The following is a 16,972-nucleotide window of genomic DNA, read 5'->3' as shown; positions in this document are numbered from 1 at the left end:
CCCCCCGCGGGAGACGCGCCATGCCGCTGATCGCCCCCATCCTCGACGACCGCAGCTTCGAAGCGCTTTACAATGAACTGCGCAATCGCATCCCGGTATATAACCCGGAATGGACCGACCACCTCGACAGCGACCCCGCCATCACCCTGCTGCAGCTGTTCGCCTGGCTGGGCGAGGGCTTGCAGTTCCGCTTCAACCAGATTCCCGAAGCCACCCAGCTTGCCTTCCTGCGGCTACTCGACATCCCGCTGCAACCGGCACGCGCCGCCCGCGCCCTGGTGCGCTTCGACAGCAAGGCCCGCCAGGGCGTCGCACTGTATGCCGGCGATCAGGTCAAGGCCGGCAAGCTGCGCTATACCCTCACCCACGACGCCAGTCTGTGGCCGCTGGATTGTGTCGCGGTCGCCCGCCGCAGCCTGCTGCCGGAACAGGACCTCGCCGACCCGGCCCGCCTGCGTGCCTTTGTTGCCGGGCTGGATCCGGAGCAGGCCGTTGCCGTGCAGGCCAGCATCGATGCGCTCGCGCTGGCCGATGACGGTCGTGTCGCCCCGTATGAAGTGCTCACCCTCGGCAGCGACGGACAGGACGCCGCACTGGACTTCGCCGACACCGTCGACGGTTGCGTATGGATCGGCCTGCTCACCCAGGCCGACAGCGGCCTGGACCCGGCCGCTCTGGCCGATCCGGCCACCGGCCTGCAACCCCCGCCAGGGCGGCCGGTCACGCTCTCGCTGGGTTTCAGTCCCGCGACGCACCACCCGACGCTCGACGACATCGAGACCCCTTGCGGCAGTGGCGACGGCCCCGGCCTGATCTGGCAGGTCTCGCTCGCCCAGCCCCGCAAGGACGGCAGCGCCGACTACACCACGCTGCGTATCGGCGGCGACAGCACCGCCGGCTTTACCCGGGACGGCGTCGTGCGCATCGAGCTGCCCGCCGCGCTCAACACCTTGGGTAACCCACCTGCAGCGCCGGGGCTGGCCGGTACCGGCGATTTTCCACCCGAACTCGACGACGCCCGCGCCGAGCGCTTGTGGTGCTGGCTGCGGGTGTGGCGCAGCGACGGCAGCCGTATCGGTACGGTGCGTTTGCTCGCGCTCAACACCCTGGCTTGCGAGCAGGCCGTACGCGCCTCGCCCGAGCTGCTTGGCAGCGGCAGCGGTCAGCCCGGCCAGATTTACCGCCTGGCCAATGCCCCCGTGCTGATCGACAGCACCCGCCCGGTCCGGCTGCAGGTGGAGGAGTCCGGGGTGTGGACCGAATGGCAACGGGTAGACGATTTCGACGCGTCGACGGCGGACGACCGTCATTTCCGTATCGACGCCGAGGCAGGCACCGCCAGCTTCGGCACGCGCTATCCGCAGACAGGTGAGCGCATACGCGTGCTCGCCTATCACTGGGGTGGCGGGTCGGCAGGCAATGTGCCGGCCGCCGCCATCGACCGACTGGGCGACACCCTGGCCGGCCCCACGCCAGCGCTGCCCATGCTGCGCCCCCACCAGACCGAGCTCAAGCTCTCCAACCCGCTTCCGGCCGGTGGTGGGGTCGACGCCGAAAGTCTGGAATCCGCGCTCGCCCGCATCCCGGCCACGCTGCGCCGCAACCACCGCGCCGTGGCGCGCGACGACTTCGCCGAGCTGGCGCTGCAGACCCCTACCGTCGAGTTGGGGCGCGCCGAATGCCTGCCCCTGTTCCACGCCCCCAGCAAGTCACCCCGGCCGGGTGCGGTCAGCGTGGTGGTGTGGCCGGCACGCGACGTCCAGCATCCGGACGCCCCCCTGCCGGACGCGCGCGAACTGACCGAGGTCTGTGCCTGGCTGGACCGCTGGCGGCTGGTCACCACCGAGCTGTACGTCATCCCGCCCACCTATCGCCGCATCGCCATCGCGGTCGCGGTGAAGGTCGCGCCCGGCTATGGTCTGGATGCGGTACGCGACTGGGTCGAAACCCTGCTGCGCCAGTACCTCGCCCCGTTGCCGCCGTACGGACCTGACGGCCGGGGCTGGCCGCTTGGGCGGCGGCTGCTGGGCCGCGAACTCGAGGGCGTGACGATGCAGGTGGAGGGGCTTGAGTACATCGAGGCCTTGCGGGTCGACGTTGCCCACACGCTGGCCGACGGCAGCGAACAATGGACAGCGGCATCCGTCATCGAATTTGAGGGCTGGCAACTGCCGACGGTTGCCGCCGTCACCGTCGGCAGCGCCGACACGCCCTTGCCACCGCCTGGCAGCGGCCTGGCGCCCCCCCCCAGCCACCCCGCCGTACCGGTGCCGGTGCTGCGCGAGGAATGCTGAGGAGCACCGCCATGCTGAACCTATCCGACCATGGCGAACGCGAACTGCGCGGCAGCCCGCACTGGCGGGCCTGCGCACACCAGGGCACAGTGCTGGTCGACGGCGAGGTCATGCTGCAAGCCCTGCCATCGGTAGTGGCCGACACCGCCGGTGCAGATTTCGACGGTGGCTTTGCCGGCCTCGCCTTCGACCGCCACTGCAGGCTGTTCCACCCGCTTCCAGAAGCGGGCCGCATCGAACTCCTGCCCTGGGGCGAGACCTCGACGCTGGGTGTCCACCCCCATCGCGCCTTCCCCTTCGACATCACCGCTGCCGGTACCGAAGTGGAAGGCGCGCCTACCGGCATCCTGCCACACCGTCCGCTCGCGCTCGCCTGCGACGAGGCCGGCTACATCCATATTGCCGACCCGGGCAGCGGACCGGCAAATGGCGCAGTGTGGCTGGTCGACAGCTGGCAGCAGGAGGTCGCCCGCCACATCGCCTTCGACCCGCCCCCCCGTGACCTGTCCGCATGGGCGGACCAGGTCTTCGTGCTGCTGGCCGATGGCAGCATCTGGCGACTGGATCACTGTGCCGCCCCCGAGCGCATGCCCTGGCCCGCCCACGCCGACGCCGAACGCCTTGCGGTCGCCCCCTCGGCGCAGGGTGGCTGGCGTGCGTGGACACTCGCGGCCCCCGGTCATGCCAGCGCACAACTGCGCGAGTTGGCGGACGGAACCGAGATCGCCGTCCCCTATGCCACCGACCTGATTGCCGACACTGAACACGCCGAATTCGGCAGCCTGCTCACCCTCGCACGCCGGCCGGGTGACACGCTGCTGCGCTGGCGCATCCGGCACGGCGCCGTCACCCCGCTGGCCGAGCTGATCGCACCCCACTACGACGGTCACGGCATTGCCCGGGCACCGGACGGCCGCGTCGCCTACTGGACTGCACAGGGCCTGCGTCATGCTGCCCCGGCTGCGACACGCTACCTGGAAAGCGGCAGGGTCTTCAGTTTTGCGCTGGACAGCGGGGTGGACCAATGCAGCTGGGGGCAGTTGCAGGTCGAGGCCTGCATCCCGACCGGCACTTCGATCCGGGTCCATGCCTTCAGCAGCGACACGCTTGATGTCGATGATCCGATCGACGACGTCGGGCTTGGCGGCGACGCCCCCGTGCTGTCGACACATCGCTGGCTCGGACATGACGCGCCACCACAGTCGCTGTATCGCCGCAGCACCCTCCCCTCGCTCGACCGGCCACCGACCGATGGCCGTGCACACTACGACGCCCCGGTCATCGTGCCGCCTGGACGCTACCTGTGGCTGGTGTTCGAGCTGAACGGTTCGCGCGGCAAGAGCCCGCGCCTGCACAGCGCCCGCGTCGCCTTCCCTGGCCACGACCTGTTGTCGCGGCTGCCACGCACACTGTGGCGCGAGCCCGCCGCCCGCGACTTCCTGTTCCGCTACCTGATGCCGGCCGCGACACAGGTCGAACAATGGACACGGGCAGCCGAACGCCGCCACCTGCTGCTCGACGCCCGCATCGCACCCGAGCCGGCACTGTCGTGGCTGGCAGGCTTCGTCGGTCTGGTCCTGGACCCCTGCTGGTCCACAACCGTACAGCGCCGGATGATTCTGGAGGCGGCCCGCCTGTTCCGTACCCGTGGCACCCTCGCCAGCCTGCAACGCATGCTCGAACTGCTGACCGATGCCGAGATCGTCATCATCGAGCACTTCCGCCTGCGTGGCGGCGGCGTGGTCGGCAACGACACGGTCAATCGTTCTCAGGCTGTGCTCGGCGGCGGCTACCGGGTGGGTGGCCAGATTGGCGTCACTGGCGACAGCCCGCTGCCCACCACCATGCCCACCGGAACGCCACCGGACAGCGATGACAATTTTGCCCATCGCTTCACCGTCACCGTGGTTGCAGCCCTCAACGACGCCCAACTGGCCTGCGTCAGGCGCCTGATCGAGCATCACAAGCCCGCCCACACCGACTTTGCCCTGTGCACCGCCGACAGCGGCATCCGCGCCGGAGTCGGCACCCATGTCGGCATTTCTTCGGTGCTTGGTAGGTCGGCCGGCTTCGATCCAGCCATTCTTGGCGAGGCCGCGCTGGGCACCGGTTTTCTGCTGGGCCGTCCGGCGCTGGGGGACGAAACACCATGATCTCCAGTATCGGCCGCTTGCACGCCCACCTTCGCAGTCCGCAACCCGTCGAACGAGCCCGCTACGCCGACTGGCTCGGCCAGCTGGCCGGGCTTGACGACATCGCACCCGCCAGCGCCACACTCGCTGCTGATGAATGGGTGCTGATCCGCCACCTGCCGCTGGCACTGGACTGGCAGCTGGATGCCAGTGAAGCAGAGATCGGCGCACGCTGGCAGTCCGCACTGCATGCAGCCATCAATCATGCGCTATCCCGTGACGACGACACCGTGGTGCGCTACCGCAGCAGGCAGGCGGCGCTGGCCGACCTGCTGTACCGCAGCGCACTCGGTGACGACAGCCGGCAATGGGCCTGGCAGCAGATGGGGCTGGTGCCGCGTGCGCCCCTCGCATCGGGCGATGCGCTGCTGCAGGGCGCACGCAGCCTGCTGAGCGAGCCCGTGCTGATCTGGCCAGTGCTGCATCGCCTGATTGCAGCAGAAACCCGAAGTGCAGCGCTGAGCGCGGTGTTGCGCGCACTGCCGCAGGCACAATGGACCACCCTGTTGCTGAGCTGCCCGCAGACCGCGGACTTTGCCCGTGCGGCGATGGCCGACCCAGCTGACGCCGTCACGCCCGGCATGGCCGCCCCCCCTGCCGACCCGACAAGCGCGCCCAGTCCGGCATCGCCCGCCGCCCTCTCGCTACTCGACTGGGCACAGCGACGCCCGGACCTGGTGCTCGTCCATCGCGACACCCTCGCCGTGCTGCTTGCCACCCTTTCCAGCTCCGCAGCACAGCACAGCACACGGACCGCCATCTGCTTCATCAACGCCGCCCGACGGGCCCTGCAGGCGCCGCAGGCCACCCCAGCACCGCGAGCCCCGACCGCAACCGGCCCGACCAGCACCCCGCCGCCGCTGCCGGAGCAGGCTCACGAACCGCTGCCCACGCAGCCGCCGCTGGTTGACGACCTGATCCCACCGCCGCCCGAGTTGCCGGACACCGGATGCGATCTGCCGACGGCGCAGGCCGGCCTGCTGTTCTGGCTGGGCCAGATCAGCACCGGGCAGCCGGCGCTCGAGGACTTGCCGCCGCTCGACGACGCGCTACCACTATGGCTGCGTGCGCTGGGACGCGCACTTGGATGCGATGACGGTGATGTCGCGCTGCGCGCCTTCTGCGGCGGCGAGCTGCCGCACGGCGCCGATACACCGCCAGACATCGATGCCCTTGCCCAGGCCACCGCAAGCCGCTGGGCCGCGTGGGTGGATGCGCTCGCCCCCGACCTGCCCGCCCCCCGGCTGCAACACATCTGCCGGCGCCCCGGCACGCTCCACATCGAGCCGGGCTGGATCGAGCTGCGGCTGTCGCTCGACCAGGTCGAAACGCCGATCCGCCGGCTGGGTCTCGACCTCGATCCGGGCTGGCTGCCCTGGCTGGGCTGCGTCGTGAAGGTGCGCTATGAAGGCTGAAACCCTGCCCGGCGCCGCCGCCAGCCTGATCGCCGCCACCCGGCACTACAGCCGCCGCTGTGTCGCCGAGGTCGGCCAGCGGCTGGCCCGCAGCCTGCGTCGGCGCCTGTCCGGCCCCGACACCCCCTCGGCCACGCCCACCCCGGGCCCCAACCCGGCCCCGAACACGACCCCGCGCACGGCCGCACCCTCCTCCGCGGACATCCGCAGCAGCGTCGATGAAGCCCTGTCCACCGCCCTCGCCTTTGCCGATGCGTACGCGCGCGCGCTGCCCCCGGACGTGGTGCCGCCCACGCACCACCCCCTGCTGCGGCTGGCTGCTGCCGCGCCGGACGAACGCGTGGCGCGCGGCCACCGTGATCTGTTGCTGCTGGCCTGCCTGCCCGAAGCGCACGAAGGCCATGCCACCCTGTGCCGTTTGCTGAACCCGGCCGGCAGGCCATGGGCCACCGTCGCCCTGGCCTTGAGCTGGCTGGAGGACGAAGCGGCTGCGGATGGCGACGGCCTGCCCGACTTTGGGTTGCGCGACACCATCGAGGATCTGCTGTGCCACGCCCCCCCACCTTTTGCCGCCCTGCTGCAGCTCAATGGCGACGGCCCCTGGCACAGCCGCGAGCTCCGTGCCGCCGATGGCGTCTGGGCCGCACTGAATGGGCGCCCGCCACAGACCTCACCCCTTCATCTGACAGGTGGGCTCGAACAGGTGCCGGGGCTGGAAGACTGGCTGGAAAGTCCGTCGGTCAGCCATGCGGTCGCAGCGCTACGCCAGGCTCGCCCCTGCCATGTCGTGCTCAGCGGTGGGAATGCCGCAATACGCGCCACCCGGGTACGGGCATTGCTGGGACGGGCGGGCATGGCCGCCCTCCATTACCCGGTCGCCGGGTGTATCGATGGCGCATCGCTCGCCACGGCGCAAGCGCTGGCTTTTCTGCATGTCAGCCCGGTGTGGCTGGAGGTGCGCGACGACGCCCCCTATCTGCCTTCCAACCCAAGCACCGGAGACGCTGGCGAGACGATACACGCTCATGGTCTGCCGCTGATCCATAGCACCCCACGCCCGCCGGCCGAGCCGGCCGCCGGGGTGCCCTTCATCCACCTTCCGGTACACGCCCTGCCAGCCAGCGCGCGGCGCCGCCTGTGGCTGGCCCTGCTGCCACAACTGGGCGACCATGCCAGCGAACTGGCCGCGCGTTATCCGGTAGACCCGGTCGAGGCAAGCGCAGTGGTGCGCGACCTCGGACTCGACCTCACCCGCAATCCGTCCCCCACGCCAGCCGACACACTGGCCGCCATCGGTACCAGCCTGCGGGCACGCAGCCCCTGGCAGGCCCATCCCGGCATCCGTCTGCAACAGCCGCAAGCCCAGGGTGACGCGCTGTTGCTGCCCGCTGCCGGCCAGGCCGCGCTCGACGCCGCAATCGACCGCGTCCGCCAGCAGATCACCGTGCTCGACGACTGGGGCTTTGCCTCTGCGGGCGCCGGCCGACGCGGGGTGCGCATGCTGTTCTACGGCCCACCCGGCACCGGCAAGACCCTGGCCGCCGAGGTCATGGCGCATGCGCTTGGCGTCGACCTGATGGTGGTGGATCTGGCGGGTCTGGTATCGAAATGGATAGGCGAAACCGAAAAGCAGCTTGCCGCGGTGTTCGACCTGGCTGAACGCGCTCGCACCCTGCTGCTGTTCGACGAGGCCGACGCACTGTTTGCGCGCCGCACCGAAACCCAGGATGCGCACGACCGCTACGCCAACCTCGAAACCGCCTATCTGCTGCAGCGGCTGGAGCGTTTCGAAGGGGTCGCGGTACTGACCACCAATCTGCGCAGCAATCTCGACAAGGCCTTCACTCGCCGCTTCGAGTTCATCGTCGAGTTTCCCGAGCCGGATGCCGACACCCGCGCCGAACTGTGGCGGCTGCACCTCCCTGCCAGCGCACCGCAAGCGCCCGATGTCGATCTGACCGAACTCGCTGCATGGTACCCGATCACCGGTGCGCAGATCCGCAACGCCGCACTCGGGGCCGGCTTTCTTGCTGCAGCACAGGGCAGCGCCATCCAGCGCGACCACCTGCTGCAGGCCATCGAGCGCGAGTACGACAAGGCCGGACGCGCCCACCCCGGGTTTCCGCCCACCCCGACCAGGAGATGCCGATGAATGCCGCCGCAACCCCGGACTGCTGCACGGCCCCGGCTGCCGGCACGCGCTGCACCGCGGCGCTGCCCGACAACCCGCAGTGCGCTCCCAACTACCATTTCGGCATGCTGCTCGGGGTGGAGGACTTCCGCGCCGAACAGGGCTTTCATGTCGGCCGCCTGCGCCGTCACCAGCGCCTGCTGCATGGCAGCGGAGTGGTCGCCGGTTTTCCGGTGACATTCGATGCGGCCAGCGGCGAGTTACGCGTCGGCCCCGGCCATGCGCTCGACGCCCTCGGCCGCGACCTGATGCTGGAGCAGTCACGCTGCGTCAGCCTGCCCCTGTGGTGGGCGAAACATCGTGACGAAGAGGGCTTCGACGACATCGAGCCGGGGACCACACTGTTCTCGCTCGATATCGTTGCCTGCTACAGCGCCTGCCTGGACCGCCCGGTGCCCGCCATTGCCGAACCCTGCGCCGGTGACAGCGCCGACATCGCCCATGCACGCGTTTGCGAAACCGTGGTGCTGAAACTGGTCCGCCCCACCGCCGCCCCCGCCACGCCGGCCAATCTGGTTCAGGTCTGGCTGGGCCAGGCCGAGCCCGAACGCGATGTCGAGGGCGAGCTATTGCCCGATCACCGCTGGCTGAGCGAAGCCCTGGCCGCACTCTCCAGCCTGTCGCCCCCCCAGCGGGCCAGCGCCCGACAGGCACTGCTGCCCGAAGTCCTGGCCCGCAGCATCGCGGCCACCTCACCTTTTGCGCCGCCCAGCCCCGCAATCGAACATCCGCACTGCCTGCGTCTGGCACGCCTGGACCAGGTCCGGATACTCGCCGACGGTGAGGGCTGGCGGGTGGAGCTTGGCGAACTGAGGCTGGGCGTCCGCGACAGTCTGCTGCCCAGCGCGATGCTGCAGGCCCTTGTGCTGCATGAGCCTGCCGACATTGCAGCCGGGCCGCAGGTCAGCAGTGCCAGTCTTGCGGACGACAGGGTCGCGCTGGTCTTCGACCACGCGCTGGCAGCAGCCAGCGTCGCCCCGGCGGCCTTCGCGCTCAGCGCCTTTGATGCCACCACCGGCTGGACGCTGCTCACCGTCACTGCCACCAGCATCGACGACAGCGATCCGGCGGCACCGGTGGTTGGCCTCGTGCTCGACCAGGCACCAAGCGGCCAACTGCTGCGCATCACCGTCATTGGCACCGGCAGCGCACCGCTGCTGGGCCTCGATCTGATCCCGGCCGGCGCTGCCTCGGCAGACAGCGACGGTCGCGACCTCACCACCACCGTTTCGATCCAGGGGTAGAGCCATGGGCAAGCAGAACGAACTCGGCCAGGCGGCCGCCAACGACGGGCTGGCCTTCATCGAAGCGGCCAGCCCGCTGACCCGGCTGCATTACTTCGATGGCAAGTTCCTGCGCGCGGATGCCTTCGCGCTGGAGCAGGACTACCACCGCCAACGCAGTCGCCTGGGCAATCTGGCAGGCGGCTGGGGCATTGTCCACGGACTGGGCATCGGCCTTGCCGGCAACCAGCTCCAGGTCGGCGCCGGACTGGGCATCACCCCGGCCGGCAACTTCGTGCTCGCCACCAGCGCGATCGAGGCTGCGCTGGCCGAGTTGATCGCGGTCGCCGCACCGGCGCCGCTGACCGGCAACGCCGCCTTCGGCCCCTGCGGCAACAACCCGGCCCCCGGCTTCACCGAGACCACCGGACGACATCTGTACGAGATCACTGCCGGCCCGGTCGAAGGCTTGTGCGGCAATGAGGCGGTGTACGGCAAGCTGTGCGAGAGCGCCTGCGCCAGCAGCTCACAACACCCCTACTGGCGCGAGGGAGTGGTGCTGCGCTTGCGACCGATCGCACTTGCCCTGCCCGACAGCAGCGCAGTGAGCCTGTCCGACGTCCATCTGCGCAACCGGGTGGCCTCGGCCTACTTCGCGGCGGAACCCGCGCTCGCCAACAGCCTGCTGAGTGCTGCCGGGCTGGCGGGCGACAGCTGGTGCCAGCCTGCCGGGCTGTACGGCCGCGACGAGCTGGTGCTTGGCCTGCTGGTGCGTGAAGGCGGCGTCAATCGGGTCATCGACGCCTGGGCCGGACGCCGCGAACGCATGGATACCCAGGCCCGCGGCTATTGGCAGGGGCGCATGGCGATGCGGCCGTGGAACGTCTTCCTCGCGCAGATCCTGCAGTTCCAGTGTCAGTTGTCCGGTCTGTTCGATGGCACCGGAGGCGTCCTGCCGCCACCCGACGAATGCGCGTCGCTGCGCCAGCTACTCGACCAGACGCGACAGGAACTTGAGGCCCTGCATCGGCGCTACGGCGACAGCGCCCGCGGCATCCTGCAACAACTGGCCGAGCGCCCGACCAAGCGCGATGCGCAGCTGATCGCCGATCAGGTGCGTTTGTCGCATGGCGAGCTGTTCGAACTTGCCGATCGGCTGGCCGGCGCCGGCCTGGGCAAGGCGGCGCTGCCGCGCCAGCGCATGCTGCTCAATGCGGGCTTCGTCGAGCTACCGCCGGCCGGCTACCTGCCGGTAGTCGCCGGCAGCAATACGCTGGACGAGCAGCTGTCACGCCAGTTCGGCGAGGGCGTGCGCCTGCACTATCACGGCGTGCGCAGTGACGAAATTGCGCATCTGCTCGAAGAAGCACAACACATGCACCGGATCTCGCTGACCCGTGGCCTGGACGACCCACGCCAGATCGAGGAGGTGGAGATCTTTGTCCCAGAGGGCCAGCCCTATGGTCGGCAAGCCGCCGCCGTCGGCGAGTGGTGGCGGCTGGAGATGGCGCTGGAGGCGATGAGCGCCTTCGACCTCGGACTGGAGGTCGGCAAGTCGGCAGAACTGCAACGCGCCAATGCGGCGGCAGCACCAACGACCGACAACACCGGCGCCGCTGCCCGATCACTGAATCAACGCATGGACACCAGTCAGGCCGCCTTGCTCGAGATCATGCAGACACTGCGCGAGCGCATGTTGCAGGGCCTGATCCGCACCCACACCGATACCGGAAGTGGCTACGGCTTCACCCTGGTGTGCGCGCTCGACCTCGACGACCTGCGCCAACGCCTGACCCAGTTGAGCCACGCCAACCCCGACCTGGCGGCAAACGACAGCCTGCAGCGCTTCATCACGGCGGCCAACACCTACACCCTGTATCTGGCAGGCGACATCGGCACCGATCCCTTCGCACTCGGCTACGGTGACAGCACCCCGGTGGCCGCCGAACTGCGTCTGGCCACTACCGTCGTCCGGCTGGAGGGCAACCTGACCGCGCTGTTCGACCGCCCGGCCGGCAACGGCAGTGAGCGGGTGATGCAACTCGAACTGCTCGCACTGAGCGGGGACACCCCCCCGGTCAGCCAGCGCGGTCGCATTGCACTGCGTCGTGACAGCAGCGGACGCAGCGGCCGCCTGGTGCTCGACGACGAGCGCGCCAATCCGGCATCCAGCCCGGTGTACTTCGAATGGCACGAACAACCGCGCACTGCCGCAATGAGCGTGGAGCGCAACAGCGAAAAGGACAACACCAGCACCCGCAGCCAACTGATGGACATGCGCGGGCTCGACGGCATGCCCGGACTGGGCACCCCGATTGGCGCCAGTGCCATGAATGCGCTGATCGCGCTGGCCGACCAGGGCGACGATGCCGCCTTCCTGGCCCGTGCGCGCCGCCGCCTGTTCCCCACCCTGGACACCGTGCCCGCCACCGGTGTGCGCGCGGTTCTCGACTGGGTCATGTTCCGCCGCGCCCGCAGCCCGCTATGCTGCACACCGCAACTTGCCCCAACAACCGGTATCGGCGTGGAGGCCTTCCAGGTCTGGCATCTACGTCTGGACAATCGCGATCTGGTCGCCACCTTGCGCGACGCGCTCGACCGCGCCGACCCCACCGCGCTGGCGCGCCTCCCGTTCCAGCGTGTCGGCATCCTGCGCTACCGCGACGAAAACACGGTGGCAGAGGAGTCTGCCGCCACCGTACTGGCCATGTGGCAGCAGGCCGCCCCGGGCCCTCAGGTGGTGCTGGGCAGGCACTGGGAAGCCGCACCGGCGACCGGACAGGGCTGGCAGAACCACTTCCGCCTGCGTCACATGCTGAGCCAGATCAGCGCCCTGACCCAGGCCCCCGCCCGTGGCGACGGCTCCATCACCGCCCTGAGCACGGTGGTGCCGCCCTTGTCCGATGGTGCGCTGGACGGAGGATTGCTGGTGGTGACACTGGCCGGCGCTCCGCCTGCAACCCGGCGCGCCCTGCTGGTGTACGGTAACTGGGATCGTCCCAACCACTACCTGGAGCGCAGCTCCCCCAACACCGCCTTCGACTTCGTCGTCAATCAGCTGCAAGGTGACACCGTCAGCCGCTTCATTGGCGGCCTGACGCCCAACCAGCCGGTTGCCGGCCTGACCCTGGCCACCTCGCGTGCGGCGCCCGATACCGATGCCCCTGCTCGCCTGCAGCGCATCATCGATGCCTTGGTCGCCAGCGGTCGTCCTGCTCCGGCGCCCAGCCGACGTACGGTCGAGGCGCTCAATGACCACGACCGCAAGGAACTCGACAAGCTTCAGGTCGATGCCAACGACTTCGACGACATCGTGTTCCTCGAGCTCAATGCTGGCGCCTGAGCCCGCATCGGCAAACCTACAGCAACCGGGCCAATGTCATCATGAGCACCGCCCCACCGGTCGCCGACAAACGCCCCGATACCGCCGCCCCCGCGCCGCAGGGGGCGCAGCCGGCGTGGCATGAGCAGCATGCCGACAATGCGTCGCTAAAGCGCAGCCCCGCTGCAGCCGAGCCCCAGCCCGAGGCCCGGCAGGCGGCAGAGGCCCGTCTCGACCGGCTGGCCGTAAGGGCACGCCTGCCCATGAGTCAGCCGGGTGATGCGGTCGAGCGCGAGGCCGATGCGCTTGCCGATCAGGTCATGCGCACGCCTGCTGGCGACGGCATCACACCGCCTGCGGCGGACATGCAGGAAACCCTTGCCCGTCAGGCCCGCATGGATGACGACGAGACCATGGCCGCGCCCACCGTACCGGCCGAGGCCCTGTCCGGCCTCGGTGCCGGCCAGCCACTGGCCGCGGAGACCCGCGCCTGGTTCGAACCCCGCTTCGGCCGCGATCTGGGCCATGTGCGCATTCATGACGATGCGGCTGCGGACCGCGCCGCGCAGGCTGCATCGGCACGTGCATTTGCCCATGGCAGCGACATCGTCTTCGCCAGCGGCGAATACCAGCCGGACACGTCGGCGGGCCGTCATCTGCTCGCGCACGAACTGGCCCATGTGCTGCAGCAGGATGCGGGTGCCGTCGCCCTGATGCGCACCCCCAACGATGAGGCCGCAAGCGCCGAACCGGCAGATCCGGCTGCTGCAGCACGGGTCGCTGCCGCCCGGCGGGAACTGGAGCGTTTCGTGGTGCCGGTCAGCAAGCGCCGCCATGGTGCGGTCTACCAGCAATGGCTGAGCAGCAACGCCTTGCGTCATGGCCCGGACTACGACCGAGATGCCAATCCCCCCGCGCAGATCAGTCAATGGGAAGCCCAGCTTGCCGGCTACGAGAGCAACCCCACCTGGACGCGTCATTTCTCCCGCATCAACCTGAGCCCGGACACCAGCAATCCGCAACGCATCCGCTTTGGCACCGCGCTGTCGGAGCCGCGCAGCTTCAGCGACTGGGTCGGCTATTTCAAGCGTCCGCAATGGAATCATGGTGGCCAGTGGCTCCGGCACCGGCTGGAGGTCGACCATATCGTGGAGCTGCAGGCCGCCGGCTGGCCCGGCAACGCTGCCGGTGACACCGTACAGAACTACGAATTGCTGGACAAGAGTACCAATGCCAGCGCTGGCGGTACGATCTACTCCGGGCTGCGCAGCAAGATGCGCGCACTGCTGGCCGCCGAACAGGGGCTGCGCCCCGAGCAGATTCCGCTACGCCCCCGCCCCGGCAGCAGCGGAGACGACGCCGAAACCGAGTTGAAGCAACGGGGCGTGGTCTTCACCAGCGTTGAGGGCGGCAGCGTTGGCGATCGTCGCGGAGGCGGTGCCCGCAGTGATGCCAACAGCGAATACTGGGTGCTGGCCGAGTTGCAGGCCGGCGAGCACCTGGCGGCCATCCAGGCCGCGCCCGCAGCAGCAAGCCCATCGGGCACCGCGGCCAGCTTCGTGCTGCTGTCTGCCGGCGAAGGGCTGGAGATCGGCCGATTCGCCACCCGCGACGGGCTGGCAGCCAATGTGTCCGGCCCTGCCTCCCGCCGTCTGGCCAGCATGCGGATCAGCGCGCTGCAACTGAGCGATCCTGACTACGGTAACGCCGCACCCGGCACACCGATCGGCACCCTCGCTGCCGTCTGGCAACTGCCGCCCGGCATCACACCAGCCAGCGAGACGGTCAGCCTGCCCATCCTGAAGGCGACGGGTGGCCAGTTCAACGGCTATCTGCAGATGCCGGGCACCATGACGGCCGAAGCCGAATCGCTGTCGGAAATCGAGTTCCGCGAGCTGGGCGTCGATGCCGGCGGCGTCAACGCCATCGGCACACTGCGCCCCAGCCTGCCGCTGCTGGAAAACCAGAGCCTGGACGTCAGCTGGGTGCATGAGGACATCCGCTTTGGCAAGACGTTTTCTGCCGAACAGCTCACCCTGACGGTGCCAGGGCTGTCGATCGACGGCGCCAGCATCACCGTCTTTCATGACCGCAACGGCTTTGGCGCCGAGGGCCGCATCGACTTCAGCCTGGCCCATCTGGGCATCGGCGCGCTGACCATTGGAGTGGATGCGCGGCGTCGCTTCTCCGCCGAGGGCAGCCTGGATATCGACAGCCGTCACTTTGACGAGGCCAACCTGAACCTGTGGTACCGCGAGGGTGCGTTCGGGGGTCGTGGGCGCATCGCGATCACCCAGGCAGGGCGGATTCGCGGCTTGAACTCGGCGCGGGTCGAAATCGAGGCCGACGCCCGCCGCATCCGCGCCAGCGGCGAAGCCCAGCCGGCCATTCCCGGCGTGCAGCAGGCCGGGCTCAGCGCCGAGTATTCCGTCGACAACGGTCTGGTGGTGGGCGGCACATTGCAGGTCGCGGAGATCCCCGGCATCCGCCAGGGTTCGGTACGGGCCGAACTGCGCAAGCGCGAAGGCGAGGACGGCAGCGGCTGGCGGGTACGGGCCGAAGGTCAGGCCTTACCCGCCCTGCCCGGGATCGATTCGGCGATCAGCATCACCTACGACGATGGCGCCTTCGACGGCCGCATCACCGCCAACTACCGGCGCAGCATCTTCTCCGGCGAGGTCACCGTCGGCCTGACCAATCGCCCGGTCAACGCCGACGGCGAGATCGCAGGCGATCAGCCCCCCGAAGGGGCCGGTACCCTGTCGATCTACGGTGGGGGCACGGTCACCGCACGCATCACCGACTGGCTGCAGGGCGGCGTCGGCATTCGCCTGCGGCCGGGCGGTGACATCCTGATCAGCGGGCGCATCGGTATCCCCGCGCCGGTCACCGTGTTCGATCAGTACCCGCCACCGGCACGTGCCCGCCGGACTCTGTTCTCGATGCCCACGGTGTCGATACCGCTGGTCGGCATCGCGGTGGGCAGCACCGTGGTCGGCCTCGCCCTGACCATCAATGGCAGCGTCACCGGCCGTGCCCATGTCGGCCCCGGCCGCCTGACCGAGACCGAGCTGCGCATCGACGATTTCAACCCCGCCGAGCCCGACAGCCTGCACATCAGCGGCAACGCCGCCTTCAACCTGCCTGCCGAAGCCGGGGTGGGCGCCCAGCTGGACGCCGGCCTGACGCTGGGCGCCGCCATCGTCAGCGCCACCGCCGGACTCAGCGCCAGCGCCGAGGCGCTGGTGCGTGCCGATGTCAGTCCGCGCGTGGACCTCGACTGGCGCCCCGCCACCGGCCTGCACCTGCATGCTGCGCTGGACACATCACTGACACCGAAACTGGCCTTCAGCCTGAACGGCTACGCCGAAGTCACCGCCAACGCGCTGGTCACCACCTTCAGCCTGTGGCGCAAGGACTGGAACCTGGCCCGGCGAGAAATCGGCAGCAACCTCGCCCTGGGCATGCATGTTCCGGTGGATTACTACAGCGACGGCCGCGGCGTGGTCTTCGACCCCGACCGGGTCAGCTTCCGGGTCCCCAGCCTGAACGCCGACACCTTCGACCAGTTGCTGAATCACGAACCCGGTGGCAGCGAACGCGTAGAGCGCGACGAGCGACGCGCCTGATCCCCTGTCAGCAACAAGGTGCCCACCCACCCCGGCGGGGTTATCACCCCGCCCTACCCCAGCACCCACCACCACCGCCTCCCAACATCCGCAAGACACCAGCCCCAACGTAGATACTGTTATTCAGGTCAAGCGTTATGAAGCTGCGGATTGAATGGTTTGCCGGACTTGAGCACCCCGAAGGCCACATGGATGAGCTTTCGCATCATGGCGCCGATCATGACCATGGGCGGCTTGCCGTTTGCGGCTAGGCGCTGGTTCATGGCCCGCCCCCAATGGGTTCGGTACAACGCGACGACGGCGGGCATATAGAGGGCCTTTCGCAAAAAGCTGTGGCCGATCTTGGACATGCGCGTGCGCCCGCGAACGGAGCTGCCCGATTCGTGCTGGCGCGGATCGAGCCCGGCGAAAGCGGCGGCTTGGCGGGCATTGGCAAAGTGCTCAGGGCCAATGTCGTAGGCCAGGATCACCGCGATGGTACGCTCACCGATGCCAGGAATGGATTCGAGCAAACGGCGCTTGTCGCGCAAGGACGGATCGTCGTCGATGTGCTGGCGGATGGCTTTGATCAGCCGCGCGATTTCATCGTCGAGCCATTGGAGATGGGCGCTGATGCCCGCCTGGACGGCAGCACGCGCCACTTCCAGACGGTTGGCCTCCTGGGTACGCATGTTCTGCAGCGCGTCCAGGCGCAACACCAGTGCGC

Annotated in this window: 8 protein-coding genes; 7 read left to right on the top strand and 1 reads right to left on the bottom strand. The window is 69.1% G+C overall.

Annotated elements, in window-relative coordinates; genetic code table 11:
- Positions 1 to 20 precede the first annotated feature (20 nt).
- The 7 genes from DNK49_RS07145 to DNK49_RS07115 are packed head-to-tail and all read left to right on the top strand — an operon-like array spanning position 21 to position 16,266.
- Positions 21 to 2,294, top strand: coding sequence for a putative baseplate assembly protein (locus DNK49_RS07145; RefSeq protein ID WP_165843285.1), 2,274 nt, complete (start codon positions 21 to 23; stop codon positions 2,292 to 2,294).
- Positions 2,295 to 2,305: 11 nt separating this feature from the next.
- Positions 2,306 to 4,447, top strand: a complete 2,142-nt coding sequence (locus DNK49_RS07140) for a phage tail protein (RefSeq protein WP_165843284.1) — start codon at positions 2,306 to 2,308, stop codon at positions 4,445 to 4,447.
- Positions 4,444 to 5,901, top strand: coding sequence for a hypothetical protein (locus DNK49_RS07135; protein WP_110523657.1), 1,458 nt, complete (start codon positions 4,444 to 4,446; stop codon positions 5,899 to 5,901). Before DNK49_RS07140 ends, DNK49_RS07135 begins: the two co-directional genes overlap by 4 nt.
- Positions 5,891 to 8,053 carry an ATP-binding protein gene (locus tag DNK49_RS07130; RefSeq protein WP_110523656.1) on the top strand — a complete coding sequence of 721 codons (2,163 nt, stop codon included), beginning with the start codon at positions 5,891 to 5,893 and terminating at the stop codon, positions 8,051 to 8,053. The genes DNK49_RS07135 and DNK49_RS07130 overlap by 11 nt, the downstream gene beginning before the upstream one ends.
- Positions 8,050 to 9,336: a hypothetical protein gene (locus DNK49_RS07125; protein ID WP_110523655.1), complete on the top strand. Its 1,287-nt coding sequence runs from the start codon at positions 8,050 to 8,052 to the stop codon at positions 9,334 to 9,336. Before DNK49_RS07130 ends, DNK49_RS07125 begins: the two co-directional genes overlap by 4 nt.
- A 4-nt stretch (positions 9,337 to 9,340) precedes the next feature.
- Entirely contained in the window at positions 9,341 to 12,658 is a 3,318-nt protein-coding gene (locus DNK49_RS07120; RefSeq protein WP_110523654.1) for a hypothetical protein, read from the top strand.
- 41 nt (positions 12,659 to 12,699) lie between these two features.
- Positions 12,700 to 16,266 carry an eCIS core domain-containing protein gene (locus DNK49_RS07115; RefSeq protein ID WP_110523653.1) on the top strand — a complete coding sequence of 1,189 codons (3,567 nt, stop codon included), beginning with the start codon at positions 12,700 to 12,702 and terminating at the stop codon, positions 16,264 to 16,266.
- Positions 16,267 to 16,394: 128 nt separating this feature from the next.
- On the opposite strand, the gene DNK49_RS07110 is transcribed toward DNK49_RS07115, so the two are convergent.
- The coding region (locus DNK49_RS07110) for a transposase (RefSeq protein WP_207806910.1) at positions 16,395 to 16,972 on the bottom strand (578 nt) is incomplete at its 5' end.

It is taken from the genome of Parazoarcus communis SWub3 = DSM 12120, assembly GCF_003226565.1.
In the GTDB taxonomy this organism is placed as follows: domain Bacteria; phylum Pseudomonadota; class Gammaproteobacteria; order Burkholderiales; family Rhodocyclaceae; genus Parazoarcus; species Parazoarcus communis.
This window is presented reverse-complemented; position numbering and strand designations above follow the sequence as displayed.

Coding starts and splice junctions, on each gene's coding strand:
- DNK49_RS07120 (WP_110523654.1), top strand. CDS start 9,341: ATGGGCAAGCAGAACGAACTCGGCCAGGCGGCCGCCAACGACGGGCTG.
- DNK49_RS07135 (WP_110523657.1), top strand. CDS start 4,444: ATGATCTCCAGTATCGGCCGCTTGCACGCCCACCTTCGCAGTCCGCAA.
- DNK49_RS07130 (WP_110523656.1), top strand. CDS start 5,891: ATGAAGGCTGAAACCCTGCCCGGCGCCGCCGCCAGCCTGATCGCCGCC.
- DNK49_RS07140 (WP_165843284.1), top strand. CDS start 2,306: ATGCTGAACCTATCCGACCATGGCGAACGCGAACTGCGCGGCAGCCCG.
- DNK49_RS07125 (WP_110523655.1), top strand. CDS start 8,050: ATGAATGCCGCCGCAACCCCGGACTGCTGCACGGCCCCGGCTGCCGGC.
- DNK49_RS07145 (WP_165843285.1), top strand. CDS start 21: ATGCCGCTGATCGCCCCCATCCTCGACGACCGCAGCTTCGAAGCGCTT.
- DNK49_RS07115 (WP_110523653.1), top strand. CDS start 12,700: ATGAGCACCGCCCCACCGGTCGCCGACAAACGCCCCGATACCGCCGCC.